The organism is Escherichia sp. MOD1-EC6021 (assembly GCF_002965245.1).
Classification (GTDB): Bacteria; Pseudomonadota; Gammaproteobacteria; order Enterobacterales; family Enterobacteriaceae; genus Escherichia; species Escherichia coli_F.
The window spans coordinates 46,864-73,806 of sequence record NZ_PTRU01000020.1 but is presented as its reverse complement, the minus strand read 5'-3'; the positions used below and the strand labels follow the sequence as shown (position 1 = coordinate 73,806).

Annotated in this window: 23 protein-coding genes and 1 pseudogene; 11 read left to right on the top strand and 13 right to left on the bottom strand. The window is 52.4% G+C overall.

Features of this window, described 5'->3' with window-relative positions; genetic code table 11:
* Positions 1-1,336: pseudogene (locus tag BEB54_RS20235) on the bottom strand (autotransporter outer membrane beta-barrel domain-containing protein); the annotation flags it as partial.
* Positions 1,337-1,861: 525 nt separating this feature from the next.
* Here BEB54_RS20235 and hemB point away from each other — a divergent pair.
* Positions 1,862-2,836 carry a porphobilinogen synthase gene (gene hemB / locus BEB54_RS20230; RefSeq protein WP_001295337.1) on the top strand — a complete coding sequence of 325 codons (975 nt, stop codon included), beginning with the start codon at positions 1,862-1,864 and terminating at the stop codon, positions 2,834-2,836.
* Positions 2,837-2,875: 39 nt separating this feature from the next.
* On the opposite strand, the gene tauD is transcribed toward hemB, so the two are convergent.
* Genes tauD through tauA form a run of 4 tightly spaced genes read right to left on the bottom strand, consistent with a single transcriptional unit; the run spans position 2,876 to position 6,290 of the window.
* The gene (tauD, locus tag BEB54_RS20225) at positions 2,876-3,727 is read right to left on the bottom strand and encodes a taurine dioxygenase (protein ID WP_105277187.1); all 852 of its coding nucleotides are present in this window, start codon (positions 3,725-3,727) and stop codon (positions 2,876-2,878) included.
* Positions 3,724-4,551, bottom strand: a complete 828-nt coding sequence (tauC, locus tag BEB54_RS20220) for a taurine ABC transporter permease TauC (protein ID WP_000114579.1) — start codon at positions 4,549-4,551, stop codon at positions 3,724-3,726. Before tauC ends, tauD begins: the two co-directional genes overlap by 4 nt.
* Positions 4,548-5,315, bottom strand: a complete 768-nt coding sequence (tauB, locus tag BEB54_RS20215; RefSeq protein ID WP_039021002.1) for a taurine ABC transporter ATP-binding subunit — start codon at positions 5,313-5,315, stop codon at positions 4,548-4,550. Before tauB ends, tauC begins: the two co-directional genes overlap by 4 nt.
* Before the next feature lie 12 nt (positions 5,316-5,327).
* A complete protein-coding gene (gene tauA / locus BEB54_RS20210) occupies positions 5,328-6,290 on the bottom strand; it encodes a taurine ABC transporter substrate-binding protein (protein WP_001018415.1) in 963 nt (320 codons plus the stop codon).
* A gap of 305 nt (positions 6,291-6,595) precedes the next feature.
* On the opposite strand from tauA, the gene frmR reads away from it, so the two are divergent.
* The 3 genes from frmR to fghA all read left to right on the top strand — a co-directional run bounded on the left by frmR (position 6,596) and on the right by fghA (position 8,941).
* The gene (frmR, locus tag BEB54_RS20205) at positions 6,596-6,871 is read left to right on the top strand and encodes a formaldehyde-responsive transcriptional repressor FrmR (protein WP_001141271.1); all 276 of its coding nucleotides are present in this window, start codon (positions 6,596-6,598) and stop codon (positions 6,869-6,871) included.
* A 34-nt stretch (positions 6,872-6,905) separates the two neighbouring features.
* Positions 6,906-8,015 (top strand): S-(hydroxymethyl)glutathione dehydrogenase, encoded by a 1,110-nt coding sequence (gene frmA / locus BEB54_RS20200; RefSeq protein WP_000842102.1) that lies wholly within the window; start codon positions 6,906-6,908, stop codon positions 8,013-8,015.
* 92 nt (positions 8,016-8,107) lie between these two features.
* Entirely contained in the window at positions 8,108-8,941 is an 834-nt protein-coding gene (gene fghA, locus BEB54_RS20195) for an S-formylglutathione hydrolase (protein ID WP_105277186.1), read from the top strand.
* Positions 8,942-9,267: 326 nt separating this feature from the next.
* Here fghA and BEB54_RS20190 read toward each other — a convergent pair whose 3' ends face one another.
* The 8 genes from BEB54_RS20190 to BEB54_RS20155 form a co-directional block, all read right to left on the bottom strand.
* Positions 9,268-9,807 (bottom strand): DUF2058 domain-containing protein, encoded by a 540-nt coding sequence (locus BEB54_RS20190; protein ID WP_001096710.1) that lies wholly within the window; start codon positions 9,805-9,807, stop codon positions 9,268-9,270.
* A 102-nt stretch (positions 9,808-9,909) separates the two neighbouring features.
* Positions 9,910-11,121 (bottom strand): 3-(3-hydroxy-phenyl)propionate transporter MhpT, encoded by a 1,212-nt coding sequence (mhpT, locus tag BEB54_RS20185; RefSeq protein WP_105277251.1) that lies wholly within the window; start codon positions 11,119-11,121, stop codon positions 9,910-9,912.
* Positions 11,122-11,428: 307 nt separating this feature from the next.
* On the bottom strand, positions 11,429-12,448 hold the full coding sequence (gene mhpE, locus BEB54_RS20180) for a 4-hydroxy-2-oxovalerate aldolase (RefSeq protein WP_001013506.1): 1,020 nt from the start codon (positions 12,446-12,448) through the stop codon (positions 11,429-11,431).
* Positions 12,445-13,395: an acetaldehyde dehydrogenase gene (gene mhpF / locus BEB54_RS20175; protein WP_000044306.1), complete on the bottom strand. Its 951-nt coding sequence runs from the start codon at positions 13,393-13,395 to the stop codon at positions 12,445-12,447. The genes mhpE and mhpF overlap by 4 nt, the downstream gene beginning before the upstream one ends.
* A complete protein-coding gene (mhpD, locus tag BEB54_RS20170; protein WP_000160731.1) occupies positions 13,392-14,201 on the bottom strand; it encodes a 2-keto-4-pentenoate hydratase in 810 nt (269 codons plus the stop codon). The genes mhpF and mhpD overlap by 4 nt, the downstream gene beginning before the upstream one ends.
* A gap of 9 nt (positions 14,202-14,210) precedes the next feature.
* Entirely contained in the window at positions 14,211-15,077 is an 867-nt protein-coding gene (gene mhpC, locus BEB54_RS20165) for a 2-hydroxy-6-oxonona-2,4-dienedioate hydrolase (RefSeq protein ID WP_000121898.1), read from the bottom strand.
* Positions 15,078-15,094: 17 nt separating this feature from the next.
* A complete protein-coding gene (gene mhpB, locus BEB54_RS20160) occupies positions 15,095-16,039 on the bottom strand; it encodes a 2,3-dihydroxyphenylpropionate/2,3-dihydroxicinnamic acid 1,2-dioxygenase (RefSeq protein ID WP_000543449.1) in 945 nt (314 codons plus the stop codon).
* Position 16,040: 1 nt separating this feature from the next.
* Positions 16,041-17,705 carry a bifunctional 3-(3-hydroxy-phenyl)propionate/3-hydroxycinnamic acid hydroxylase gene (locus BEB54_RS20155; protein ID WP_105267287.1) on the bottom strand — a complete coding sequence of 555 codons (1,665 nt, stop codon included), beginning with the start codon at positions 17,703-17,705 and terminating at the stop codon, positions 16,041-16,043.
* Positions 17,706-17,895: 190 nt separating this feature from the next.
* Here BEB54_RS20155 and BEB54_RS20150 point away from each other — a divergent pair, with 190 nt between their 5' ends.
* From BEB54_RS20150 to lacA, 7 genes are all read left to right on the top strand, one after another.
* Positions 17,896-18,729 (top strand): DNA-binding transcriptional regulator, encoded by an 834-nt coding sequence (locus tag BEB54_RS20150; RefSeq protein WP_032183403.1) that lies wholly within the window; start codon positions 17,896-17,898, stop codon positions 18,727-18,729.
* 114 nt (positions 18,730-18,843) lie between these two features.
* The gene (locus BEB54_RS20145) at positions 18,844-19,620 is read left to right on the top strand and encodes an MBL fold metallo-hydrolase (RefSeq protein ID WP_123059750.1); all 777 of its coding nucleotides are present in this window, start codon (positions 18,844-18,846) and stop codon (positions 19,618-19,620) included.
* A 19-nt stretch (positions 19,621-19,639) separates the two neighbouring features.
* Positions 19,640-20,593: a GlxA family transcriptional regulator gene (locus BEB54_RS20140; protein WP_105277184.1), complete on the top strand. Its 954-nt coding sequence runs from the start codon at positions 19,640-19,642 to the stop codon at positions 20,591-20,593.
* A gap of 36 nt (positions 20,594-20,629) precedes the next feature.
* Positions 20,630-21,712, top strand: a complete 1,083-nt coding sequence (gene lacI, locus BEB54_RS20135) for a DNA-binding transcriptional repressor LacI (protein ID WP_105277183.1) — start codon at positions 20,630-20,632, stop codon at positions 21,710-21,712.
* A gap of 122 nt (positions 21,713-21,834) precedes the next feature.
* The gene (gene lacZ, locus BEB54_RS20125) at positions 21,835-24,909 is read left to right on the top strand and encodes a beta-galactosidase (protein ID WP_105277182.1); all 3,075 of its coding nucleotides are present in this window, start codon (positions 21,835-21,837) and stop codon (positions 24,907-24,909) included.
* A 51-nt stretch (positions 24,910-24,960) separates the two neighbouring features.
* A complete protein-coding gene (gene lacY, locus BEB54_RS20120; RefSeq protein ID WP_105277181.1) occupies positions 24,961-26,214 on the top strand; it encodes a lactose permease in 1,254 nt (417 codons plus the stop codon).
* A 65-nt stretch (positions 26,215-26,279) separates the two neighbouring features.
* Positions 26,280-26,891 (top strand): galactoside O-acetyltransferase, encoded by a 612-nt coding sequence (lacA, locus tag BEB54_RS20115; RefSeq protein WP_105277250.1) that lies wholly within the window; start codon positions 26,280-26,282, stop codon positions 26,889-26,891.
* The last annotated feature ends 52 nt before the right edge of the window (positions 26,892-26,943 follow it).

The following is a 26,943-nucleotide window of genomic DNA, read 5'->3' as shown; positions in this document are numbered from 1 at the left end:
CCACGGGAATATCTACGGCAGCAAGCCAGTAATGGGTTAAGTGATAACAGGTGTCTGGAAATATAGGGGCAAATCCACCTGTAGTGTCCCATTCAGAACCGTTATTCAACGCTACGTTAAATACACCACTCTGGAATACTTTATTATCGATGATGCGATTCCAACCATTAGCTTCAGCTGTTCCACCAGGGGTCAAACTGTTAGTTGCAACATCATACATTGTGTCTGGAGAAATGGTTTCAGCATTGAATGTAGCCTGTCCAACCCACTTGCTTCCATTATCAAGAGTAATATTCAGCTCATCAACGTTCAGGCTATCATCAACCCAACCAGCATTGGTATCTTTTACGCCGTCACCGTTAGAATCATGACCACTTGGATCAAAATTAGCGTTCCAGGTGCTGGTAAACGCAACATCACCCACCAGAGTAGAATTGCTGAAATATACATTGTTCTTCATTGCATAGTCTGAAGTACTGTCAGTGAAAGACAATGCAACGTCACCCGGACCAGCATAATCACTCGGCTCACCAGAGTTACCGAAATGACCATAACCAGAACTTTCCAACACGGTATTTGAACCGGTGGTTACGGTTGAGTTAGAGACATTAATATTGTTATCCCAAGTATGGGATTCTGTAGTGTAAGTATTGTTGTAAGTACTACCTTGAGATAACGCAATACCTGCAACACGGGAGTTATTGGAGATATTGATGTTACTTTCTACATTAAGATTAACAGCAACGCCTTCGCTAACGTCAAAAGTGCCGTTAGTAGATTTAGTTACATCGCCATCTTTGTAGTAATCAGTAAAGTAAAGTGCTTCATAGTCATCATCAATAGTGGAGTTAGCAATATTCAGAGTGAATACATCACCGTCATACCACGTTGTATCAATAACTGTATCACCAGCCTGAATGTAGCCATAGCTTTGATCATAAGCATTATTATGCCAGAGATCACCACCAGGCAGCATAGAAGTGATTGAGCCGTGAATTACTGAATTAGCAATATCAAGCTGGTTAGCATTGCCATTTGTACCATCAGTGTAGTCGTGGTTCAGATAATATGTAGAAATCGTGCCGTTAACAGTATCACCGTTAAAAGACTGATCGAAGTCGCCATTGGTGTTGTTATAGTAGACAAAGCCACTATAATTCACATAGTTACCGTCTACAGTGCCCGGATTATCCATATTGGTCCAGTTAAGACCAGTAGCCGCGTTATCGACATATGTCCAGGTGTCATAAGTAGCTGCATTAGCCTGAGAGGTGATAGCCAGAGTGCAAGCCAATGCTAATTGTGATACTACAAGTTTCTTTTTCCAGGAGTGCATTTGTCATCCCTCCTCAGGGACGTAATAAGTTGATCCATCAATTATCAATGCATAGAAAACATATTATGTTTCGCGTTTACGATTATGCGGCGTTATAGAGGAATGGTTCAATTATTCTTTCCCCTAAGTCCGATTGCGGACATATATAAAGCACGTGAACACACATAAAGAAATAAATAACAAAAATACATTATTTCAATAGGTTAATGAAAGCGCCAATTTTAAAACATAGACCATAAAAATATAAAACAACCAAACCAGACAAATAATGTATCAATAAGCAATGAACTTTACGCTATTCACTTTTTGAAAACGTCACCAAATCCCCAAAAACAATAATCTATAGCTATAAATAAAAATTAAAAATATTTTCAATGAATATAAATTTATTGCTATTTCTATTACAAAGATGTCCTGACCTCTCATTCATTCTCTTCTTGTCAACATCGCGACAACTTTCGTAAAACATCCCCACCCTGCTTCAGGTATACTATGCCCCTCGATTCCACAAACATCAGGCAGACCATGACAGACCTAATCCAACGCCCTCGTCGCCTGCGCAAATCTCCTGCGCTGCGCGCTATGTTTGAAGAGACAACACTTAGCCTTAACGACCTGGTGTTGCCGATCTTTGTTGAAGAAGAAATTGACGACTACAAAGCCGTTGAAGCCATGCCAGGCGTGATGCGCATTCCAGAGAAACATCTGGCACGCGAAATTGAACGCATCGCCAACGCCGGTATTCGTTCCGTGATGACTTTCGGCATCTCTCACCATACCGATGAAACCGGCAGCGATGCCTGGCGGGAAGATGGACTGGTGGCGCGTATGTCGCGCATCTGCAAGCAGACCGTGCCAGAAATGATCGTCATGTCAGACACTTGTTTCTGTGAATACACATCTCACGGTCACTGCGGTGTGCTGTGCGAGCATGGCGTCGACAACGACGCGACTCTGGAAAATTTAGGCAAGCAAGCCGTGGTTGCAGCTGCTGCAGGCGCAGACTTCATCGCCCCTTCCGCCGCGATGGATGGCCAGGTACAAGCAATTCGCCAGGCGCTGGACGCTGCGGGCTTTAAAGATACGGCGATTATGTCGTATTCGACCAAGTTCGCCTCCTCCTTTTATGGCCCGTTCCGTGAAGCGGCCGGAAGCGCATTAAAAGGCGACCGCAAAAGTTATCAGATGAACCCAATGAACCGTCGCGAGGCGATTCGTGAGTCACTGCTGGATGAAGCCCAGGGCGCAGACTGCCTGATGGTTAAACCAGCCGGAGCTTACCTCGACATCGTGCGTGAGCTGCGTGAGCGTACTGAATTGCCGATTGGTGCGTATCAGGTGAGCGGTGAGTACGCGATGATTAAGTTCGCCGCGCTGGCGGGTGCTATAGATGAAGAGAAAGTCGTGCTCGAAAGCTTAGGTTCGATTAAGCGTGCGGGTGCGGATCTGATTTTCAGCTACTTTGCGCTGGATTTGGCTGAGAAGAAGATTCTGCGTTAATGATCATTATGCCGGGTTATCCAACCCGGCATTTCCCCCTTACCCCGCCCGATAAAACGGAATATCCCCAAGAATCGTCGCCCGATGCATAATCCGCCGCTGTGGCAGGTAATCCGCATTGGCATAGTGCTGAGTCACGCGGTTATCCCAAATCGCAATATCATTCGGTTGCCAGCGCCAGCGCACCTGAAACTCCGGTTTAGTGATATGGGCAAACAAAAAACCTAACAAGGCTTCGCTCTCTTTATCGCTGACATCAACAATTCGTGTGGTAAAACCTTCGTTCACAAACAGCGCCTGTTTACCGGTCACCGGATGCGTTCGCACAACCGGATGGAGCAACGGTGGATTTTTCGCGACCGCCTCGCGCCAGCGTTGATGCTCATCCTCGGTTTTGCGGTACTTGTATTCCGGGAACGATTTACGGAAATCATGCTCCGCACGTAGCCCGCTCAATAGTTGACGGAAGGGAGCTGAGAGCGCCTCATAGGCCGCAATACCGCTGCTCCAGAGCGTATCGCCGCCAGTCGAGGGTAACTCTTTCGCCGCCAGAATCGCCCCTGCGGGTGGCGTTTCAATAAATGTCACATCGGTGTGCCAGTTATCGTTATCCGGCGGATTATCGTTATGAGTATCCAGTACGATGATCTCCTCAACCCCTTCGGCATGAGGGTAAACAGGATGAATATGCAGTTCGCCAAAACGCTGGGCCAGCGCGCGTTGCTGCTGCGGTGTAATGGCTTGATCGCGCAGAAACACCACCTGATGGCGCAGTACCGCATGGTAAAGCTGTTCAAACTGATTATCGCTTAACGGACGCGTCAGGTCGGCACCCGAAATTTGTGCACCGATATACGGCCCCAGCGGGGTAATGCTCAGACGTTCACTCATTGTACTTCTCCATGCCAGGGCGTCAGGCGGCGCTGTAACGCGCGCAGACCCAGTTCTAAAAGAAAGGCGATAATCGCAATCACCGCGATCCCCGCCAGCACCACGTCAGTCGCGAGAAATTCACCCGCTGACTGGACCATAAAACCCAAACCGCGCGTTGCGGCAATCAGCTCCGCGGCCACCAGGGTAGACCAACCCACACCCAGACCAATGCGTAATCCGGTGAGGATTTCCGGCAGCGCGCCGGGCAAAATAACAAACCACAGCACCTGCGCACGGCTGGCACCCAGCGACTGGGCGGCACGAATGCGAACCTGCTGCGCGCTTTTCACCCCCGCCAGCGCCGACATCGCCACCGGCGCAAAAATCGCTAAATAGATCAGTAAGATCTTTGAGGTTTCACCAATACCAAACCAGATCACCATCAACGGCAAATAAGCCAGCGGCGGCACCGGACGATAAAGCTCGATTATCGGATCCAGAATGCCCCGCACCGTCGGACTTAGCCCCATGGCGATCCCGACCGGAATACCGATCAACACCGCCGCGAGTAGCGCCAGCAAAATGCGCGTCAGGCTGGCTGCCAGATGCTGCCACAGCGTGGCATCCATAAATCCCTGCGGCCCGGCAATGGTGAGCAGTTTTGCCAGTACCTGTTGCGGTGGCGGCAAAAACAGTGGGCTAATCAGTTGCAGCGCCGCGACTGCCCACCATACAGTGAGCAAAACCGCTAACGTACCAATGCTTAAGGTCACCTGACGCGAGAGCGGCCAGCGCCATTTCAGCCGATGCGAATGCAGTTTTTCATTAATGAGCACACTCATGAGAACGCCTCCCGTTGCTCAAATACGCGGCTTAAAACATATTCGCGCATGGCGATGAATTGTGGATCGGACTTGATGCTGCGGCTCGGTTCCCCGGCAACAAAGCGGCGGGCGAAGTTGAGCGGCAGGCGTTCCAGCACGCGGCCTGGGCCGGGTGAAAGCAGAACCAGTTCAGTCGCCATAAACACCGCTTCTTCTATATCGTGGGTAATCAACAGCACCTGCTTGCCCGTCTCCTGCCAGAGTTTCAGCAGCAGGGTTTGCATCTGGTCGCGGGTGAAGGCGTCCAGCGCGCCAAACGGTTCGTCGAGTAATAACAGCTGGGGATTTGCCGCCAGCGCGCGGGCAATCCCTACCCGCTGACGTTGACCGCCGGAAAGCTGCCAGATATAGCGTTTTTCTGCGCCTTCCAGCCCCACTTTTTTCAGCATCTGGTGCGCGATTTCCAGGCGCTGTACTTTCTCTACACCTGCCAGTTGCAGGCCGAATGCCACGTTGTCTACCACATTACGCCACGGCAACAGCCCTTCATTCTGAAAAACCACGCCCCGCTCTGCGCCCGGTCCCTCAATGCACTTACCCGCCAGTTGAATGCTGCCATGCTGATAAGGCACAAAACCGGCAATCAGATTCAGCAAGGTGGTTTTGCCGCAGCCAGACGGTCCCAGAACCACCAGAAGCTCGCCGCTTTCCAGCGTCAGGTTGATATCTTCCAACGCCGGTTTGCCGCCATAATCGGCGTAAAGATGAGAGATTTGCAGCATCTGCGCCTCCTTTTATTGCACGAAGCGCGAGGTCACGTACTGGCTGTAATCATTCGCCACGGCAGGGACTTTGCCCTGATCTTTCAAAAACTGCGCGGTATCGATGATCGCTTTATTCACCGGTCCGGTCAGTTCTGCCGTTTGTTGCTGCGGCGTCAGATAGGTATTCCCCTTCACCAGCCCCGGAACGTCACCTTCCGGCACGCCGCTTAAACGCGCCAGCTTGCTGATGTTTTCCGGCTGTTTCAGCCACGCGTCTGGGTTAGCAATGTACGGTTGCTGAGCATCGATGGCGCTTTTAGCGAACGCTTTCACGACTTCAGGATGTTTCTCGGCAAAATCTTTGCGCACGACCCAGACGTCCAGTGTCGGCGCGCCCCACTGCCCGACCTGTTCAGAATCGGTCAGCACCTTGCCATCTTTTTCCAGGGCGTTAACCGCCGGTGCCCAGACATAAGCACCATCAATATCTCCCCGCTGCCATGCGGCGATAATCGCGGGCGGCTGCAGGTTCACAATCTCAACTTGCCCAGGTTTAATACCCCAGTGTTTCAGCGCCGCCAGCAGGCTGTAGTGGGTGGTGGAGATAAACGGTACGGCGATGCGTTTACCAATGAGATCTTCGGGTTTGCTGATGGTTTTCTTCACCACCAGCGCTTCGGAGTTACCCAGTTTTGACGCCAGCAAGAAGACTTCAATCGGCACCTGTTGGCTGGCTGCAACCGCTAATGGGCTGGAACCGAGGTTGCCGATTTGCACGTCGCCAGAAGCCAGTGCTCGCACGATGCTGGCTCCGCTGTCAAACTTGCGCCAGTCCACCGTCGCCCCGCTCTCTTTAGCAAAGGTGTTATCAGCCTGAGCCACTTTCGCCGGTTCAGCGGAGGTTTGATAGGCCACGGTGACGTTCACCGCCTGTGCCTGAAAAGCGATGAATGCCAGTGCGGCAAGAAGTGTGTTACGCGATGAAATTGCCATGATTGTCTGCTCCCCTGTCTTGTTATGGGAGCAGTATTTCGTTGCGGGTCAGTTTGATAAAGGAATTAAAACGTCTTGTTAAGAACAAAGCGTTTTTAGAAAAAAACTGGCAATGGTTAGCGAATATGCGCATTTTGCTATTTTTAACAAACATCGCCTGGTGCAGCGCTCACGCCTCTTATCATGCATACAAATACTGGGGCCGGATAAATTTTATGCTCCAATGCTATATACTATAGGGGGGTATGCATTGACATATAGCATACCCCCCTATAGTATATTGCGTGCAGATGATGAGGTGCGAAATGCCCAGTACTCCGGAAGAGAAGAAAAAGGTCCTTACTCGAGTTCGTCGTATTCGGGGGCAAATTGATGCTCTGGAACGGTCGCTGGAGGGTGATGCCGAATGCCGTGCCATACTCCAACAGATCGCTGCCGTTCGGGGCGCGGCTAACGGGCTGATGGCAGAAGTGCTTGAAAGCCATATCCGGGAAACGTTTGACCGAAATGACTGCTACAGCCGCGAAGTCAGCCAATCCGTTGACGACACTATTGAACTGGTTCGTGCCTATCTTAAATAGCTGAATCTATTACCATATTGAGGAAGAGCGAGAGATGAAATCACGTGCTGCCGTTGCATTTGCTCCCGGTAAACCGCTGGAAATCGTTGAAATTGACGTTGCACCACCGAAAAAAGGTGAAGTGCTGATTAAAGTCACCCATACCGGCGTTTGCCATACCGACGCATTTACCCTCTCCGGCGATGACCCGGAAGGTGTATTCCCGGTAGTTCTCGGTCACGAAGGGGCCGGCGTTGTGGTTGAAGTCGGTGAAGGCGTAACCAGCGTCAAACCTGGCGACCATGTGATCCCGCTTTATACCGCAGAGTGCGGCGAGTGTGAGTTCTGTCGTTCCGGCAAAACTAACCTCTGTGTCGCAGTTCGCGAGACTCAGGGCAAAGGCCTGATGCCAGACGGCACCACCCGTTTTTCTTACAACGGGCAGCCGCTGTATCACTACATGGGATGCTCTACATTCAGTGAATACACCGTGGTTGCGGAAGTGTCTCTGGCCAAAATTAATCCAGAAGCAAACCATGAACACGTCTGCCTGCTGGGCTGTGGCGTGACCACTGGCATTGGCGCGGTGCATAACACTGCTAAAGTCCAGCCAGGTGATTCTGTTGCCGTGTTTGGTCTTGGCGCGATTGGTCTGGCAGTGGTTCAGGGGGCTCGTCAGGCGAAGGCGGGACGGATTATCGCTATCGACACTAACCCGAAGAAATTCGATCTGGCGCGTCGTTTCGGTGCTACCGACTGCATTAACCCGAATGACTACGACAAACCGATTAAAGATGTCCTGCTGGATATCAACAAATGGGGTATCGACCATACCTTTGAGTGCATCGGTAACGTCAACGTGATGCGTGCGGCGCTGGAAAGTGCTCACCGCGGCTGGGGTCAGTCGGTGATCATCGGGGTCGCGGGTTCCGGTCAGGAAATCTCCACCCGTCCATTCCAGTTGGTCACCGGTCGCGTATGGAAAGGTTCCGCGTTTGGCGGCGTGAAAGGTCGTTCCCAGTTACCGGGTATGGTTGAAGATGCGATGAAAGGCGATATCGATCTGGAACCGTTTGTCACGCATACCATGAGCCTGGATGAAATTAATGACGCCTTCGACCTGATGCATGAAGGCAAATCCATTCGAACCGTAATTCGTTACTGATTTCCCGCTGATTTCGCCCCGTCCAGTTCAGACGGGGTTCTCAATACCGTCCCCGGGCAGCCGTCCGGGGATTAACCATGAGATAATGACTGATGGAACTCATTGAAAAACATGCCAGCTTTGGCGGCTGGCAAAATGTGTATCGGCATTATTCCCAATCACTGAAATGTGAAATGAATGTCGGTGTCTATCTCCCGCCAAAAGCCGGGAATGAAAAATTGCCGGTACTGTACTGGCTTTCGGGCCTGACCTGTAACGAGCAGAATTTCATTACTAAATCGGGGATGCAACGTTACGCGGCTGAGCACAACATTATTGTTGTTGCGCCAGACACCAGTCCGCGAGGCAGTCATGTCGCAGATGCCGACCGTTACGATCTCGGACAAGGTGCCGGGTTTTACCTGAACGCAACGCAAGCGCCGTGGAATGAACATTACAAAATGTATGATTATATCCACAACGAGCTGCCGGATTTAGTGATGCAACATTTTCCGGCAACGACCAGAAAGTCTATCTCAGGTCATTCTATGGGCGGGCTGGGCGCGCTGGTGCTGGCGTTACGTAACCCAGATGAATATGTCAGCGTCTCGGCGTTTTCGCCCATTGTCTCCCCATCGCAAGTACCGTGGGGACAGCAAGCCTTTGCCGCGTATCTTGGTGAAAATAAAGATGCCTGGTTGGATTACGATCCGGTGAGCCTTATTTCACAAGGTCAACGCGTTGCGGAAATCATGGTTGATCAGGGATTGAGTGATGATTTTTACGCAGAACAGCTGCGGACTCCAAATCTTGAAAAGATCTGCCAGCAGATGAATATCAAAACGTTAATCCGTTATCACGAGGGTTATGATCACAGCTATTATTTTGTCTCCAGTTTTATTGGCGAGCATATTGCCTACCACGCCAATAAACTGAATATGCGTTGAGCATCCGCGCACGCCAGCCGGATGCGGCGTGAACGCCTTATCCGCCTACATTTCGCCCATAAACCGTAGGCATGATAAGACGCGCATAGCGTCGCATCAGGCATCTGCGCACAACTGCCGGATGCGGCGTGAACGCCTTATCCGGCCTACATTTCGCCCATGAGCCGTAGGCATGATAAGACGCGCATAGCGTCGCATCAGGCATCTGCGCACAACTGCCGGATGCGGCGTGAACGCCTTATCCGGCCTACATTTCGCCCATGAGCCGTAGGTATGATAAGACGCGTCAGCGTCGCATCAGGCATCTGCGCACGACTTATCTATGTTTACCACATCAAATCATCAGGCACTTTAAAGTCGGCATACGGATCGTCTTCATCCTGCTCTTCGGCGCTGAGCGCGCTGTGCAACACAATACTGCTGGCATCACGCTGAGCAATTTTATCGGCAACGCTGGCGGGAATAATGGCGTATTCACCTTCGCTATTGTTATCGACCAACAAGCGGGCAATCGCCAGACGACCATTAATCAACTGCGTTTGTGTGAGCTTATCGACAAAAATCTTCTTAATCAGATTGCCATCGGTAAAGTTAAAACCGATATCGCCATTGGCAATGGTGATCCGGTTCATTTCAATAAGCTGCTTCACCTGAGCTTTATATTCTTTCGCCAGTGCCGCTTGTTTTTGCTGCTCGCTAAGCTGTTTATCACGCTCAAGCTGTGCCTTTTTATTTTCTTCTACCGCCGCCCGAGCTTCACGCGCCTGAACGCGCGATTTTTTCGCCGTTCTCTCGACCTTCGCCGCTTTTTTGCTGGTGACTAATCCTGCTTTGAGCAACTGCTCTTGTAAGGTAAGTTTTGCCATCTTTGTTTCCAAACCCGCTGAATAATTTTTAGCGAGTATACCTGTAAACGCCGTGGGTGTATTGGGGGGCAAGTCCCTTTCGCCCCGGCTTAATAAGGCGCGTCAGGCATCAGCGCACGGCTGCATTCGGGATTTTCGACTCATCAAAATAAACACCGCTAATCCAGCAACAAGAATACCCGGCGCAGATGCGGCCATTACGCCAACCGTGCCAGTGCCTAATGCCAGCATTTTCCCTGCCAGCAACGGGCCGCTCATGGCACCCAGACGCCCAATCGCCACGGCGGTTCCCACGCCGGTTGCGCGGATCTGCGAACTGTAAAACAACGGAGCCAATGCATACAAAACGCTTTGCCCACCTGTTGCAAACAACCCTGCGACGAATCCCGCCAGCAACATACCGTTAAATGATGACACCGTTCCCAGCGCTAACAGCGAAGCTAACATACCGCTATAAATCAGTAGCGACATGGTCATTGGACGCAGTTTATCCATCAAGGCGCCCAATATTAACGTCCCGCTTGCCGCCCCCATTTGTAGTGCAAACATCACCCCTGCCGCCTGCGATGGCTGGAATCCTTGTTCCACTAAAAGCAGCGGTAGCCAGTTGATCAACATGTAGACCACCAGCAAAGTGAAGAAATAACACAACCACAGCAGCAGCGTTGCGGTTGCCGTTTCTGGCGCAAATAACGCACGCAGTGGAGGCGCGGCCTGTTTTTCGCCAGCGAACACCGCCGACTCCGGCAGCCAGTGCATTAATAGCGGCACCAGAATCAGCGGCACTACACCACCGACCCAAAACACCGTTTGCCAGGCTAAGTTTGCCCCTGCAAAACCCAGTGTCGCCGCCAGCGCCGCGCCAATGGGAACCCCGCAATACATCAGGCTCACCGCCGTTCCACGAAAACGTGGCCCCGCCGCTTCAGACGTCAGGGCGATAAGATTCGGCAACGCCGCCCCCAGCCCGACACCGGTCATCAGCCGCGCAAAGACCAGTGAGGGGAAATCCCAGGCAATAGCCGTTGCCAGCGAGAACAAACCAAACAGCGCAACTGAACCAATCAAAATGCGTTTACGACCATAACGGTCCGCCAGCATTCCGCCAACCAGCGCGCCGGGTAGCAAACCGAGTATTCCGGCACTGAATATCCAGCCCATTTGCATTTTATCGAGTGCAAAAGCCTGGGCGATGCCACCCGCCGCAATGCCAGCCGCCTGAAGATCCAGTCCTTCCATCAGAGCGACTAAAAAACAAAGCCCGATGGTCAGCATCAGGCGGGATGAAGATGATGAAGGGGTACGAGTCGACATAAGATGAACCTCGTTGCGAATGCAGGTGAATCGCGGCTGATACATTGCCAGCCGCGTAATCAAAACCATTTAATGACTGCCTACGGACGAAAGTAGGCCGGATAAGGCGTTTATGCCGCATCCGGCTGTCGTGCGCCATTGCCTGATTCGACGCTGACGCGTCTTATCATGCCTACAAATTCCCGCGCCATCCGTAGGCCGGATAAGGCGTTTACGCCGCATCCGGCAGTCGTGCGCCATGCCAGATGCGATGCTGATGCGTCTTATCAGGCCTGGGATGGGTATACAAAATGCACGTTGTCAGCAGTCAACATGATTTGTTGTTGCACAGATCCAGCGCCACGTCGACGATCATATCCTCCTGGCCGCCGACCATCCGGCGTTTACCCAGCTCAACGAGAATATCCACCGCGCTTAAACCATAACGCGCCGCCGCCGTTTCACAGTGACGCAAAAAGCTTGAGTAAACACCAGCGTATCCCAGCGCCAGCGTTTCGCGGTCGACACGTACCGGACGATCCTGCAACGGACGCACCAGGTCGTCAGCAGCATCCATTAACGCATAGAGATCGGTCCCATGCTGCCAGCCCAGTTTATCCGCGGCGGCAATAAACACTTCCAGCGGTGCGTTACCTGCACCCGCGCCCATCCCCGCGAGGCTAGCGTCGATGCGGTCACAGCCCTCTTCCACCGCCGCGATAGAGTTCGCCACGCCAAGACTCAGGTTATGGTGAGCATGCATGCCAGTTTGCGTTTCCGGTTTCAGCACCGCTTTCAGGGCGCGGAAACGGTCGCGGATATCGCTCATGTTCATCGCACCGCCAGAATCCACCACATAAATACAGGTCGCACCGTAGCCTTCCATCAGCTTTGCCTGCTTTGCGAGATTCTCCGGCGTGGTCATGTGGCTCATCATCAGAAAGCCAACGGTATCCATTCCGAGTTCGCGGGCATACTGAATATGCTGAGCGGAAACATCAGCTTCGGTGCAGTGCGTAGCCACACGAACCACCCGCGCGCCAGCCTGCCAGGCATTTTTCAAATCGTGAATAGTGCCGATTCCTGGCAGCAACAACGTCGCGATTTTGGCGTGCTTCACCACATCCGCCGCCGCTTCAATCCATTCAAGGTCGCTATGTGCGCCGAAACCATAGTTAAAGCTGGAACCCTGCAAACCATCGCCATGGGCCACTTCAATCGAATCCACGCGGGCATCATCCAGTGCTTTGGCAATCTGGCGGACATTTTCAAGTGAATACTGATGACGAATGGCGTGCATACCGTCACGCAACGTGACGTCTGAAATATAAAGTTTTTTACCGTTCATGCCGCTTCTCCTGCCTTGCGCGCCAGTGACTGGGCCATTTTTTCTGCTGTCGCCAGCGCACTGGAAGTCATAATGTCGAGGTTGCCTGCGTAGGCAGGCAGATAATGCGCTGCGCCTTCGACCTCCAGCCAGACCGCCGTTTTCAGCCCAGAGAACTGACCAATGCCCGGTAAATTAACCGGTTTATCCTGCGGGATAACTTCAAACTGCACGCGCTGTTTCAGGCGATATCCCGGTACGTAAGCCTGCACCGCCTCAGCCATTTCATTGATTGAGGCTTCGATATCATCTTGTGAAGCTTCATCGCTCAATACATACACCGTGTCGCGCATCATCAACGGCGGCTCTGCCGGATTAAGCACAATAATCGCCTTCCCTTTTGCCGCGCCGCCTACGACTTCAATGGCTCGAGAGGTGGTCTCCGTAAATTCATCGATATTGGCACGCGTGCCAGGGCCAGCAGATTTACTGGCGATAGAAGCGATGATTTCGGCGTAATGAACACGCGCCACGCGTGAAACCGCCGCTACCATCGGAATGGTGGCCTGGCCGCCGCAGGTGACCATGTTGACGTTCAATTGATCGACGTTTGCGTCGAGATTAACGACCGGCACGCAGTAAGGGCCGATGGCAGCTGGCGTCAGGTCGATTAAGCGAATATCCGGTTTCGCTTCGCGCAAAGCGGCATCGTTTTTCACATGCGCGCCCGCGCTGGTCGCATCAAACACTATATCGATATCAGCAAATTCAGGCATGTTCATCAGCCCAATCACCCCTTCATGGGTGGTAGCGACGCCCATACGTCTGGCACGCGCCAGACCGTCGGACTGAGGATCAATGCCGACCATCACCGCCATCTCCAGATGCTGACCGTGACGCAAAATTTTAATCATCAGGTCGGTGCCAATGTTGCCAGAACCGATAATGGCGACTTTACGCTTACTCATGACAGACTTCCTTTTGGGGCTGCGCTTGAAAATGTCGCAGCAACTGAACCTATGCCTTCAATATGGGCTTCAAAACGATCGCCCGCATTCACCGCCACCATCGGACCTAATGCCCCGGTAAGAATGATATCTCCGGCGCGCAGCGGTTCACCCAGACTGGCCATTTTGCGTGCCAGCCAGACGGCGGCATTAAGCGGATGTCCCAGGCATTCGCTGCCGCGCCCGCTGGAAACCTCTTCGTTATTACGCGTCATCTTCATGGCGCAGTTTTTCAGGTCTAACCCCGCCGGACGTTGCGCCGGACCGCCGATGACATACACCCCACAGGAGGCGTTATCTGCCACGGTATCGACAAACTGAATCGACCAGTCGCGAATGCGGCTCCCCACCACTTCCAGCGCCGGAAGTACCCATTCAATGGCGTTATACAATTCGTCGAAGGTGATATCGGTTGCGGGTAGATCGCGGTTCAACACCAGTGCAATCTCCGCTTCAATGCGGGGTTGCAGAACACGGGAAAAAGGAATGGTTTCGTTATCGCCATAACACATGTCGGCAAATAATGTCCCGAAATCCGGTTGATCAACGCCCAGTTGTTGCTGCACTTTCGGATGCGTCAGTCCCACTTTACGCCCCACCACGCGACGCCCCTGCGCAACGTCATATTGCACATTTATGTGCTGAATGGCGTAGGCCGCTTCAGCGTTATCGATACCAATCAGATCGCGCAGCGGCGCAATCGCTTCGCCCTGTTCTGCGGCGCGGCGTAAATCCGCCGCCAGTTGCTCAAGAGTATGCTTCGTCATGACCGTTCCTTAAGGACGTGCGAGGAAATTCAGTACCAGTTGATTGAAAGCGTCGGCATGTTCCCACTGCGCCCAATGACCACAGTCGCGGAAGATATGCAGCTCAGAACCGGCGATGCCAGAAAGCAGACGCAGCCCTGCATCCATCGGCACAAAACGGTCGTTACGCCCCCAGACAATCAGAGTTTGCGCTTTGATTTCCGCCAGACGTGGACCAAAATCCGGGAACTGTTTCGGATTGGCTTCCAGGCTCTTAACGAAGTTTTCCAGGTGATCGCGGCGCGACAGCATATTATTCAGGCGCGCTTCAAACAGGGCGTCGGTCAAATCGCTGGTATCGAAAACGAAGATATCCATCATCAGCTTCAGATTTTCGATAGTCGGCTGGCGATAAAGCTGATTCAGTCGCTTAATGCCTTCAGTTGGCATCGGCGTAAACAAACTCATGCCACCTGTACCGCCGCCCATCAGCACCAGTTTGCCGACGCGCTCCGGCCAGTTAAGGGTGAACGCCACAGAACTGTGACCGCCCATCGAGTTGCCCAGCAGGTGGATTTTGGCGATATCCAGTTGATCTACCACGCTTTTCAGGATGCGCGCATTGAGATCCGATCGCGAACCACTGTTAACGATCGAATCGCTCTTACCCCAACCAGGACAATCCAGCAGGATCACCCGATAACCAGCTTCTACCAGCGGATCGATATTGCGGCTGAAGTTCGCCCAGCCCGTAGCCCCCGGGCCGGAGCCGTGCAGCAGGACAACGGTTTCGTCGCCTTGACCGCAGTCATTAAAATGGATGCGCAGCGTTTTACCCGCTTCTTCTACATTCAGAAAACGGCTGGTGGCGGCTTCGGTTTGTGGCTGATAACTCATCATCTTCTCCTGCATATTCAGTTCTCTGTTCTGGCGCTTAACGAGCCAAATCCGGCAATCCACTCCGGGATCGGGCGGTAATAACGCCCTTCGCTACGCCAGTTGCCAAACGCAGAAATAGCGGCAAAAGCAGCGACCCAGGTTTTGATTTCATGTGTCGACTTTCCTGCAATGGCGGAAAGCTCTTCGTTACTGACGGCATCCAGTTCCTGTATGCGTCCCTGCTCCAGCAAAGACATGAACTGGTTATCCCAAATCGGGTTGAGCGGATGCAGAGTTCTCTGATCCTCAACAAACCTCTCAGCGGCGCTAATCACCCGTTGCTGGCGCATTTCGCGCTCATTGGCGGGCAAATCTTTCCCGCTACCCAACAGACGATCGCGCATATGGGCATCCGCTTTCGCCAGTTCTGGCACCGGCGGCTGATGGGAAAGCCCACCGGAACCCAGGAACAGCACGCGCTTATTCAGCGTGCTGGTGAAACGTCCAATGGCTTCACCCAACATGCGGGTACGCTGAAAACCAGGTAGCGGCGTGGCGACACCGTTGATGAATACAGGTAGGACCGGCACCTTATCCAGCCCACCGAGCAAGAACTCCAGCGGCTGGGCGAACCCATGATCCACCTGCATACAGTAAGAAACGGCAAGATCAATCCCGCTCTTCATGACGGCATGCGCACAAGCCTCCGCCAACTCCACAGGCACAGGAAGCTCTCCTGCCGCACTGCCGAAATCGCCAATTGCCGTCGCCCCAACGCCTAAACAGAAGGGTGGCATCACGTCATAGAAAAAACCGTTGTAATGATCTGGCGCAAACAGCACCACCAGTTCAGGGGAGAAGGCCGCAATACGCTCGCGGGCACTGGCAATCACGCCATTGACCTCATCGAGTATCTCTTGCGCCGGGTCGACATACCCTACCAGCGGCGAGTGGGAAAGACAGTGAAGATAAGCGTGCATATCAGGCTACCTTTTCGACAGAAACGTCGACATCAGGGCGGTTGAGTGTCATCACGGACGCCAGTTTATTCAGCGTATTACCCAGAGTTTGCGGAATGGCGATGGCGGCAACAAAGCGATCCGGGCGCATCACCACCAGCGAAGCATTATGTTGTGCGAACCAGCTACGCAGGCGACCTTGCGTATCGCCCACGCGCAGCACGCCGTCGTAGTTATCCTGCGCGGTATGAATTTGCACATCCGGCACCACCTGAATGAAGCGAGTACCCAGCGCGCGCCATTGCTGGATTTGCTCATCGCTCATCCCCCACAGTGGATTGCATCCCCAGCCAATTACCGCGAAGTTCGCGCCGATCGCGTTATCGAGCAACGTCACGTCGCCGTTTTCCAGCGTAACTTTCGGCTGAATAAACATCTTGCCGACCGGAGAGTGTTTCGCTTCGCCTTCACGCACCAGCGCACCGGCGTAATATTGCGGCATCGGCTTGAAGCGCATTTCGAGAAAGTAGCGTTTTACTGGCGGCAGATAATTCAGCAGCCAGGAAACACCGTCACGTAACGTACCCTGCCAACGTTTCGGCGGAGCCAGTACGTTGCCCGCCGTCACCGACAGATCAATCATCGCTTTGGCGTGATCGCGACGTTCTTGTTGATAGGTATCGAGCAGCGCATCGCGAGCTTTCCCCTGGATAACCAACGCCAGTTTCCAGGCGAGGTTAAAGGCGTCGCGCATACCACTGTTATAGCCCTGCCCCTGCCACACCGGCATGATATGTGCGGCATCGCCCGCCAGCAGTACGCGGTCAATACGAAAACGTTGTGCCAGTCGCGCGTTGTGGGTGTAGACACGCTGACGAATCAATTCGACGTTGTCCGGATTAGGCAGCACTTTGCTTAACAGCTTGCGCATATTTTGCGGCTCGCGGAGCTGTTCTTCGGTTTCACCCGGCATCACCATAAATTCAAAGCGACGTACCGCATGAGGCAGAGCCGCAGAAACATACGGGCGCACCGGATCGCAACACAAATAGATATGCGGCGTACTTAACGGATCGTTGGCGATATCCACCACAATCCACTGATTTGGTGCGGTTTTACCTTCAAACGGCACATTCAGGGTGCGCCGGACAAAACTTGCTCCACCGTCACAGGCTACCAGCCACTGGGCTTTGACCGTTTCCCGCTGCCCTTCTGCCGTTTTCAGATACAAGGTCACTTCGTCATCTTGCTGGCTGAAGGCCTCCAGCTCGCGGGAAAACAGGCAGCGCACATTCGGAAACCGCGACAACCCTTCCAGCATCACCGCATCGACCTGCGGCTGAATAAAGGCGTTACGACGCGGCCAGCCAAATTCATCGGTCATTGGCTGAATATCAGCAAAACAGCGGCCTTTTGGGGTAAGAAAACGCATCGCATGCCACGGCGTAGTGTGCGGCAGAACATTATCGACAAGGTCAACCGACTGCATGGTGCGCAGCGCCTCGTCATCAATTCCAATCGCGCGTGGATAGTCGATCAACTTATCGAGTTTCTCCACCACCAGCACGTCAATGCCCATCTGGCCGAGATAGTTCGCCATCATCAGCCCGACCGGACCGGCACCAGCGATCGCCACCTGAACGCAATGGTTAACAGCAGGCTGGATGTCAGGGTGTTGTATTGCCATTTCAGTACCTCACGACTCGGACAAAATGCCGTTGCGCGCACAGTTCAACGCAACTTATTTTGTTAAAAACATGTAAATGATTTTTTATTGTGCGCTCAGTATAGGAAGGGTGTTTTCGGCTACAATCAAAACATGCCTGAGTGTGCACCAAGTGCACAACGTTGTTTTAACTATAGAAATGTCAATTAATATGCAGAAAGATGAGCAGACGGAATACAAAACCGTGCGCGGCTTAACCCGCGGTCTAATGTTATTAAATATGTTAAATAAACTCGATGGCGGTGCCAGCGTCGGGCTGCTGGCGGAGCTCAGCGGCCTGCATCGCACCACTGTGCGGCGACTGCTGGAAACGCTGCAGGAAGAGGGATATGTCCGGCGCAGTACCTCCGATGACAGTTTTCGTCTGACCATCAAAGTGCGGCAATTAAGCGAAGGATTTCGTGACGAACAATGGATTTCTGCACTGGCAGCCCCGCTGCTGGGCGATCTGTTGCGCGAAGTGGTATGGCCGACAGATGTGTCCACGCTGGATGTTGATGCAATGGTGGTACGCGAAACCACCCACCGTTTCAGCCGTTTATCTTTTCACCGGGCAATGGTCGGACGGCGTTTACCGCTCCTGAAAACCGCCTCGGGACTGACCTGGCTGGCCTTTTGCCCGGAACAAGAACGCAAGGAGTTAATCGAAATGTTAGCCGCCCGCCCCGGTGATGACTATCAACTGGCACGGGAACCGTTAAAGCTGGAAGCCATTCTGGCGCGCGCACGCAAAGAGGGTTACGGACAGAACTACCGCGGCTGGGATCAGGAAGAGAAGATCGCCTCCATTGCCGTGCCCCTACGCAGTGAACAACGGGTGATTGGCTGTCTGAATCTGGTGTATATGGCAAGCGCAATGACCATCGAACAGGCAGCGGAAAAGCATCTTCCGGCGCTACAACGGGTAGCAAAACAGATCGAAGAAGGGGTTGAATCGCAGGCTATTCTGGTGGCCGGACGGCGAAGCGGCGTGCATTTACGCTAGTTGCGCCAATGTGTAATTTGGCCCATTCTCATCGTTATTCGCCCATTTGCCCACATGCACAGTACGGGCTGCACGCTACGCTAATGCCATCAATACTGTGATGTGGAGCAAATCATGAAAATTACTCAAATTCGTAATGCCACCCAAATTATCCAATACGCTGGCAAAACATTTCTTATTGACCCTTTACTCGCGCCTAAAGGAAGTTATCCGGGTTTTGCCGGAACGGCACGCGCAGAAATCCGCAATCCAACGGTAGAATTACCGTGCGATTTAACAACGTTACTCAACGTTGACGCCCTAATAGTGACCCATTTGCATGAAGATCACTGGGACGAAACAGCCTCCCGCGTCGTCCCCAAAGATAAACTGATTTATGTGCAAAATGAGCAAGATGCTGAATCACTGCATAAACAAGGATTTACGCATCTTACCGTACTTGCCGACGAGACTAAATTTGGCGATATTACTCTGCATAAAACGACAGGGCAGCACGGCTCCGATCGCACCTATGCAGACCCGGCTATGGCGAAGCGTTTAGGCGCAGCCTGCGGCGTTGTTTTCCAGCACCCGACAGAGAAAACGCTCTATCTGGCTGGCGATACCCTCTGGCGTGATAACGTCGAGGCTACAATGCTAACTTTCCAACCAGAAGTGGTGGTGTTGAATGCCGGATTTGCGCATGTTCTGGGGCATGGCGCGATAATTATGGGAGCTGAAGATATTCTCAAAACACATTTCACCCTGCCAGAAGCGCAAATTGTCGCGACACATATGGAGGCCGTAAACCACTGTTTGCTGACGCGTGATGCGCTCAAGGAATACGCCAGAGATAATCAAATTATCGAATTTGTGAACGTACCAGAAGATGGTGAAACGTTGACATTCTAATTCGGAGATAAAGAGTGTTATGCGCCCGCTAACTGTTGCCATTATCGCCGTTGCCGGTTTTAGTCCTTTTCACCTTTCCGTACCGTTTATCGTGTTTAGCGAAAAAATGGCGGAGAAAAAACGCTTTCATGTAATTATCTGCGCTGAAAAGCCGGGAAATGTGGACTCTGCCGATGGGTTTTCCGTAACCGCCACCCATGACTTTACGGCAGTCATCCAGGCGGATATTGTGATAATTCCTTACTGGGGAACAATTACACAAAAACCGCCACAAAAACTGCTGAAAGCCTTAACGACCGCACGAGATAACGGGGCACAGATTGTCGGGCTTTGCCTGGGCACGTTTGTGCTCGGCTATGCAGGTTTACTGAACAATAAGCGTGCTGCCACGCACTGGGAGTTCGAGCGTGAATTTCAGGCACGTTTTCCACAAACACATCTGGATATTAACGCGTTGTATGTAGACGATGATGGCATTATTACCTCTGCCGGTACTGCCGCGGCGCTGGATTGCTGTTTGTATATTGTTCGGCAACATTTTGGCAGCGACTATGCTAACCATATTGCCCGACGGATGGTCGTACCGCCATATCGCACCGGCGGTCAAGCGCAGTTTATAGAGCAACCGGTGCCGAAAAATACCCATGATGAACGCATTAACCTCCTGCTGGATTACCTGCGGCAAAACATTGCGCAACAGCATGATCTCGACTCGCTGGCTCAGCGAGTAATGATGAGTCGCCGCACACTAACCCGTCATTTTATGAAAGCGACCGGTTCGAGTATCGCCGAATGGCTCATCACTGAACGCTTACGCCGTAGCCAGGAACTGTTGGGATCCAGTCAGTTGCCCGTTGAGCGGATAGCGGCTGAGGTGGGTTTTCTCTCACCTGTGACCTGGCGTCAGCATTTTAAATCTCACTTCGGCGTCAGCCCCGCAGAATGGCGCAAAACCTTTCGTGGTATGGCATGATAGCGCCCGGAAGAAAGTCAATTCAGGGTGGTGAATGTGAAACCAGTAACGCTATACGATGTCGCGGAGTATGCCGGTGTCTCTTATCAGACCGTTTCCCGCGTGGTGAATCAGGCCAGCCACGTTTCAGCGAAAACGCGGGAAAAAGTGGAAGCGGCGATGGCGGAGCTAAATTACATTCCCAACCGCGTAGCACAACAGTTAGCGGGCAAACAGTCGTTGCTGATTGGCGTTGCCACCTCCAGTCTGGCCCTGCACGCACCGTCGCAAATTGTCGCGGCGATTAAATCTCGCGCCGATCAACTGGGTGCCAGCGTGGTGGTGTCGATGGTAGAAAGAAGCGGTGTCGAAGCCTGTAAAGCGGCAGTACACAATCTTCTCGCGCAACGCGTAAGTGGTCTGATCATCAACTATCCGCTGGATGACCAGGATGCCATTGCTGTGGAGGCAGCCTGCGCTAATGTTCCGGCGCTATTTCTTGATGTCTCTGACCAGACTCCCATCAACAGTATTATTTTTTCCCATGAAGACGGTACGCGGTTGGGCGTAGAGCATTTGGTCGCATTGGGTCACCAGCAAATCGCGCTGTTAGCGGGCCCATTAAGTTCTGTCTCGGCGCGTCTGCGTCTGGCGGGCTGGCATAAATATCTTAAACACAATCAAATTCAACCGATAGCGGAACGGGAAGGCGACTGGAGCGCCATGTCCGGTTTTCATCAAACCATGCAGATGCTGAATGAGGGCATCATTCCTACTGCGATGCTGGTTGCCAACGATCAGATGGCGCTGGGTGCAATGCGCGCCATTACCGAGTTCGGGCTGCGCGTCGGCGCGGATATCTCGGTAGTGGGATACGACGATACCGAAGACAGCTCGTGTTATATCCCGCCATTAACGACCATCAAACAGGATTTTCGCCTGCTTGGGCAAACCAGCGTGGACCGCTTGCTGCAACTCTCTCAGGGCCAGGCGGTGAAGGGCAATCAGCTGTTGCCCGTCTCACTGGTGAAACGAAAAACCACCCTGCCACCCAATACGCAAACCACTTCTCCCCAGGCGTTGGCTGATTCCTTAATGCAGCTGGCGCGACAAATTTCCCGACTGGAAAGCGAGCAGTGAGCGCAACGCAATTAATGTGAGTCAGCTCACTCATTAGGCACCCCAGGCTTTACACCTGATGTGTCCGACTCGTATGTTGTATGAAATTGTGAGCGGATAACAATTTCACACAGGATACAGCTATGACCATGATTACGGATTCACTGGCCGTCGTATTACAACGTCGTGACTGGGAAAACCCTGGCGTTACCCAACTCAACCGCCTTGCGGCGCATCCTCCTTTCGCCAGCTGGCGAAATAGTGAAGAGGCCCGCAATAATCGCCCTTCCCGGCAGTTACGCAGCCTGAATGGTGAGTGGCAATTTGCCTGGTTCCCGTCCCCAGAAGCGGTGCCGGAAAGTTGGCTGGAGCGCGATCTTCCTGACGCCGATACTGTCGTCGTCCCCTCAAACTGGCAGATGCTCGGTTACGATGCGCCTATCTACACCAATGTGACCTATCCCATTGCAGTCAATCCACCGTTTGTTCCCACGGAGAATCCGACAGGTTGTTACTCGCTCACATTTAATGTTGATGAAAGCTGGTTACAGGAAGGCCAGACGCGAATTATTTTTGATGGCATTAACTCGGCGTTTCATTTGTGGTGCAACGGGCGCTGGGTCGGTTACGGACAGGACAGCCGTTTGCCGTCTGAATTTGACCTCGGCGCATTTTTACGCGCCGGAGATAACCGCCTCGCGGTGATGGTGCTGCGCTGGAGTGACGGTAGCTATCTGGAAGATCAGGATATGTGGCGAATGAGCGGCATTTTCCGTGACGTCTCGTTGCTGCATAAACCGACCACACAAATCAGCGATTTCCATGTTGCCACTCGCTTTAATGATGATTTCAGCCGCGCTGTTCTGGAAACAGAAATTCAGATGTGCGGTGAACTGCGCGATGCGCTGAGGGTGACGGTTTCTTTGTGGCAGGGTGAAATGCAGGTCGCCAGCGGTACCGCGCCTTTCGGCGGCGAAATTATCGATGAACGTGGTGGTTATGCCGATCGCGTCACGCTACGCCTGAACGTTGAAAATCCGGCGCTGTGGAGCGCCGAACTCCCGAATCTCTATCGTGCAGTTATTGAACTGCACACCGCCGACGGCACGCTAATTGAAGCGGAAGCCTGTGATGTCGGTTTCCGCCAGGTGCGGATTGAAAATGGTCTGCTGCTGTTGAACGGCAAGCCGTTGCTGATTCGCGGCGTTAACCGTCACGAGCATCATCCTCTGCATGGTCAGGTCATGGATGAGCAAACGATGGTGCAGGATATCCTGCTGATGAAGCAGAACAACTTTAACGCCGTGCGCTGTTCGCATTATCCGAACCACCCGCTGTGGTACACGCTGTGCGACCGCTACGGCCTGTATGTGGTGGATGAAGCCAATATTGAAACCCACGGCATGGTGCCAATGAATCGTCTGACCGATGATCCACGCTGGCTACCGGCCATGAGTGAACGCGTAACGCGGATGGTGCAGCGCGATCGTAATCACCCGAGCGTAATTATCTGGTCGCTGGGTAATGAATCGGGCCACGGTGCTAATCACGACGCACTCTATCGCTGGATTAAATCTGTCGATTCTTCCCGCCCGGTGCAGTATGAAGGCGGCGGAGCCGACACTTCTGCAACCGATATTATTTGCCCGATGTACGCGCGCGTGGATGAAGACCAGCCCTTCCCGGCTGTGCCGAAATGGTCCATTAAAAAATGGCTTTCGCTGCCTGGAGAGACGCGCCCGCTGATCCTTTGCGAATACGCCCACGCAATGGGTAACAGTCTTGGCGGCTTCGCGAAATACTGGCAGGCGTTTCGTCAGTACCCCCGTTTACAGGGTGGATTCGTCTGGGACTGGGTGGATCAGTCGCTGATTAAATATGATGAAAACGGCAACCCATGGTCGGCTTACGGTGGTGACTTTGGCGATACGCCGAACGATCGCCAGTTCTGCATGAACGGTCTGGTCTTTGCCGACCGCACGCCACATCCGGCAATGACAGAAGCAAAACACCAACAGCAGTTTTTCCAGTTCCGTTTATCCGGGCGAACCATCGAAGTGACCAGCGAATACCTGTTTCGTCATAGCGATAACGAGCTCCTGCACTGGTCGGTGGCGCTGGATGGCAAGCCGCTGGCAAGCGGTGAAGTGCCTCTGACTGTCGCTCCACAAGGTAAACAGTTGATTGAACTGCCTGAACTGCCGCGACCGGAGAGCGCCGGACAACTCTGGCTTACGGTACACGTAGTGCAACCTAACGCGACCGCCTGGTCAGAAGCCGGACACATCAGCGCCTGGCAACAATGGCGACTGGCGGAAAACCTCAGTGTGGTACTCCCCTCCACGTCCCACGCCATCCCGCAACTGGCCACCAGCGAAACGGATTTTTGCATCGAGCTGGGTAATAAGCGTTGGCAATTTAACCGCCAGTCAGGCTTTCTTTCACAGATGTGGATTGGCGATGAAAAACAACTGCTGACGCCGCTGCGCGATCAGTTCACCCGTGCCCCGCTGGATAACGACATTGGCGTCAGTGAAGCGACCCGCATTGACCCGAACGCCTGGGTCGAACGCTGGAAGGCGGCAGGCCATTACCAGGCCGAAGCCGCGTTGTTGCAGTGCACGGCAGATACGCTTGCCGACGCGGTGCTGATTACCACTGTCCACGCCTGGCAGTATCAGGGGAAAACCTTATTTATCAGCCGGAAAACCTACCGTATCGATGGGCACGGTGAGATGGTCGTCAGTGTGGATGTTGAAGTAGCGAGCGACACACCGCATCCGGCGCGGATTGGCCTGACCTGCGAGCTCGCACATGTCGCAGAGCGGGTAAACTGGCTCGGATTAGGGCCGCAAGAAAACTATCCCGACCGTCTGACTGCGGCCTGTTTTGACCGCTGGGACTTGCCATTGTCAGACATGTATACCCCGTACGTCTTCCCGAGCGAAAACGGTCTGCGCTGCGGGACGCGCGAATTGAATTATGGACCACACCAGTGGCGCGGCGACTTCCAGTTCAACATCAGCCGCTACAGCCAACAACAACTGATGGAAACCAGCCATCGCCATCTGCTGCGCGCGGAAGAAGGCACATGGCTAAATATCGACGGTTTCCATATGGGAATTGGTGGCGACGACTCCTGGAGCCCGTCAGTGTCGGCGGAATTCCAGCTGAGCGCCGGTCGCTACCACTACCAGTTGGTCTGGTGTCAAAAATAATAATAACCGGGCAGGCCATGTCTGCCCGTATTTCGCGTAAGGAAATCCATTATGTACTATTTAAAAAACACAAACTTTTGGATGTTCGGTTTTTTCTTTTTCTTTTATTTTTTTATCATGGGAGCCTACTTCCCGTTTTTCCCCATTTGGCTACATGACATCAACCATATCAGCAAAAGTAATACGGGTATTATTTTTGCCGCTATTTCTCTGTTCTCGCTATTATTCCAACCGCTGTTTGGTCTGCTTTCTGACAAACTCGGGCTGCGCAAATACCTGCTGTGGATGATTACCGGCATGTTAGTGATGTTTGCGCCGTTCTTTATTTTTATCTTCGGGCCACTGTTAAAATACAACATTCTTGTAGGCTCGATTGTTGGTGGCATTTATCTTGGCTTTTGTTTTAACGCCGGTGCGCCAGCAGTAGAAGCATTTATCGAGAAGGTCAGCCGTCGTAGTCATTTCGAATTTGGTCGCGCGCGGATGTTTGGCTGTGTTGGTTGGGCGCTGTGTGCCTCAATTGTCGGCATCATGTTCACCATTAATAATCAGTTTGTTTTCTGGCTGGGTTCTGGCTGTGCACTCATCCTTGCCGTTTTACTCTTTTTCGCCAAAACGGATGCGCCTTCTTCCGCCACGGTTGCCAATGCGGTAGGCGCCAACCATTCAGCATTTAGCCTTAAGCTGGCGCTGGAACTGTTCAGACAGCCAAAACTGTGGTTTTTGTCACTGTATGTTATTGGCGTTTCCTGCACCTACGATGTTTTTGACCAACAGTTTGCTAATTTCTTTACTTCGTTCTTTGCTACCGGTGAACAGGGTACGCGGGTATTTGGCTACGTAACGACAATGGGCGAATTACTTAACGCCTCGATTATGTTCTTTGCGCCACTGATCATTAATCGCATCGGTGGGAAAAACGCCCTGCTGCTGGCTGGCACTATTATGTCTGTACGTATTATTGGCTCATCATTCGCCACCTCAGCGCTGGAAGTGGTTATTCTGAAAACGTTGCATATGTTTGAAGTACCGTTCCTGCTGGTGGGCTGCTTTAAATATATTACCAGCCAGTTTGAAGTGCGTTTTTCAGCGACGATTTATCTGGTCTGTTTCTGCTTCTTTAAGCAACTGGCGATGATTTTTATGTCTGTACTGGCGGGCAATATGTATGAAAGCATCGGTTTCCAGGGCGCTTATCTGGTGCTGGGTCTGGTGGCGTTGGGCTTCACCTTAATTTCCGTGTTCACGCTTAGCGGCCCCGGACCGCTTTCCTTGCTGCGTCGCCAGGTGAATGAAGTCGCTTAAACAATCAATGTCGGATACGGCGCAAGCGCCTTATCCGACCAACATATCAGGACGGAATGATCAAAATGAACATGTCGATGACAGAAAGAATAAAAGCAGGAAAGCTATTTACCGATATGTGCGAAGGCTTACCTGAAAAAAGACTTCGTGGGAAAACATTAATGTATGAGTTTAATCACTCGCATCCAGCGGAAGTTGAAAAAAGAGAAAGCCTGATAAAAAAAATGTTTGCCACGGTAGGGGAAAACGCCTGGGTAGAACCGCCTGTCTATTTCTCTTACGGCTCCAACATCCATATAGGCCGCAATTTTTATGCAAATTTCAATTTAACCATTGTCGATGACTACACGGTAACGATCGGTGATAACGTACTGATTGCCCCCAACGTTACCATTTCCGTTACGGGACACCCTGTACACCATGAATTAAGAAAAAACGGAGAGATGTACTCTTTTGCGATAACGATTGGTAATAACGTCTGGATCGGCAGCCATGTGGTCATTAATCCAGGCGTCACCATCGGGGATAATTCTGTTATTGGCGCGGGAAGTGTCGTCACAAAAGACATTCCACCAAACGTCGTAGCTGCTGGCGTTCCTTGTCGGGTTATTCGCGAAATAAACGACCGGGATAAGCAATATTATTTCAAAGATTTTAAAGTTGAATCGTCAGTTTAAATAAGCAAAATTGCCTGATGCGCTCCGCTTATCAGGCCTATAAGTTCAGTGA